The sequence below is a fragment of the Caballeronia calidae genome (assembly GCF_900044055.2).
Lineage (GTDB): Bacteria > Pseudomonadota > Gammaproteobacteria > Burkholderiales > Burkholderiaceae > Caballeronia > Caballeronia calidae.
On the sequence record NZ_FCOX02000252.1, the window covers coordinates 1 to 1,692 of the forward strand.

Sequence of the window (1,692 nt, forward strand, 5' to 3'; positions counted from 1 at the left end):
CACGCGATCACCAGCAAGCTTCCTCGCTGTCCGTGTTGCTGGGAGATCAGGTTAAATTTATGACACAGTGAGACTAGGCAATCTTCCCAGGCGTTGAGGTGTCCGTTACACGTTAGCTTGTACCCCTGCGATCCGGATGCAGAATAGGTCTCGCGAGCCGTGACGCATCCTGAAAGATTCAAGGTCATCAGTGTAGCGACGCCGTCCGCAAGAACAAGGATTTTGGTTTTTGTAGTTGAGAACATTGCCGTTCCTCTGTTCCTCTGTTCCTCTGTTCCCCTCTGTTCCTCTGTTCCTCTTTACCTCGGCTTCTCATCTCCGGCGACCGGCCGGAACGGTGCGCCCATGCGTCAAGTTGTTTTCCGTTACATGCGCGGACGCGGCACAGCCGGCCGGTCCTTCGCATTCAGTTCATCCAGCAGGCCTTGCACCGTCTCGCGCATCGCTGGCAAATCGTTCTTGACCGTATTCCAAACCAAATCAAGGTCAACCTTGAAATAGTCGTGGGCAATAGCGCTGCGCATTTCGTAGCTTCCGCGCCACTCGACTTCAGGGTGTGCATCACGAAACTCCCGGTGGTGTTTCGTAACCCGGTTGCTTGCCTCACCAACGATTTCGATATTGCGCACCACGGCATCAATCAAAAGCTGGTTTGCTACGAAAACTTCTTTGGGCATATCGCTGATGTAGCCCTCAATTCTGGCGATCGCTTCGACAATGTGCCCGAGATAATCGTGCAATCGAGGCTCCTTGTTGCTCATACAGGTTGAGCCTCCGCCATGACGATCGCCTTGACCTTGTCCGGCAGCGCATTAGGCGTCAACACGTCCACATGTACACCCAGCAGATCGGCCAGCTTGTAACGGATAGCCCCGAGGTTCAGCAAGGTCATCCCCGGCTCCGGCTCGACTAGCAGATCAAGGTCGCTTTCTTCCGTGTCTTCGCCGTGCAGCACCGAGCCGAACACGCGAGCATTTGTCGCCCGGTTGTCCTCCACAATCCTGCGGATCTCCGCGCGGTGCGCGTTCAGAGCGATAGATGGCTTCACGAAATTCTCCGGTGTATTTCGTTTCGAGACAATGGTTAGATATTGGGCGCACATGTGCACTCCATCAACGCTCTTTTGGAGCTTTTCCAAGAGTCTTTTTGGCGTGCGCCAGAACGTTGTCGGGGCATGCTCGATGCCGTGCGCTGTCAGGCGCGGCGAGATAAGCCTTCCACGTCGATAACGCAATGGGGAAGGCTTGCCCCCTGTTCAATGCTGCGAGCGCATCGGCCTGCGTGAGTCCTGCCTGTTCGATGAGCGAGCGCAGAGCGATGCCGTTGTCGATGACCTCGTCCATAGCCTTCCTAAGATGGTGTACAAGTGCACCAAGCGTAACACGAGAAGCCCCGACTGATAACGGCATAAAAGGGACCGCGCTTTAATCAAGTTCGAAATTGAATGCCGCGAGCGCTTCACGTCGCTCGCGCGAGCTGACTTCCAGATGCGCGGAAACGTGATCGAGATGCGAGTGTCCGAACAATATTTGGACGGTGTCGAGCGAGTGGCCTTGCGCGACCAGTCGGGTCGCAAAGGTTCGTCGTCCACTGTGGCTGCTATCACCAGCGCTAGGAACTTATCCGTAAATAAAGGTATGCTTCGTTCCGAGCCGCAAGCGAGTGCGGCGTTGGAGCGAAGGCTTGACCGAG

At 55.6% G+C, this 1,692-nt stretch carries 4 protein-coding genes and 1 pseudogene; all 5 read right to left on the reverse strand.

The features are described from left to right. Positions 1–245 (reverse strand): hypothetical protein (locus tag AWB78_RS49185; RefSeq protein WP_232478142.1); only part of this gene is annotated, 245 nt, incomplete at its 3' end. 120 nt (positions 246–365) lie between these two features. After that, on the reverse strand, positions 366–761 hold the full coding sequence (locus tag AWB78_RS42415) for a HepT-like ribonuclease domain-containing protein (protein ID WP_062613262.1): 396 nt from the start codon (positions 759–761) through the stop codon (positions 366–368). Continuing rightward, positions 758–1,048, reverse strand: a complete 291-nt coding sequence (locus tag AWB78_RS42420; RefSeq protein ID WP_062613267.1) for a nucleotidyltransferase family protein — start codon at positions 1,046–1,048, stop codon at positions 758–760. Before AWB78_RS42420 ends, AWB78_RS42415 begins: the two co-directional genes overlap by 4 nt. A gap of 64 nt (positions 1,049–1,112) precedes the next feature. Further along, on the reverse strand, positions 1,113–1,343 hold the full coding sequence (locus tag AWB78_RS42425; protein WP_062613264.1) for a hypothetical protein: 231 nt from the start codon (positions 1,341–1,343) through the stop codon (positions 1,113–1,115). 81 nt (positions 1,344–1,424) lie between these two features. Then, positions 1,425–1,589 (reverse strand): annotated as a pseudogene (locus AWB78_RS49525) (site-specific integrase); the annotation flags it as partial. Positions 1,590–1,692 lie beyond the last annotated feature (103 nt).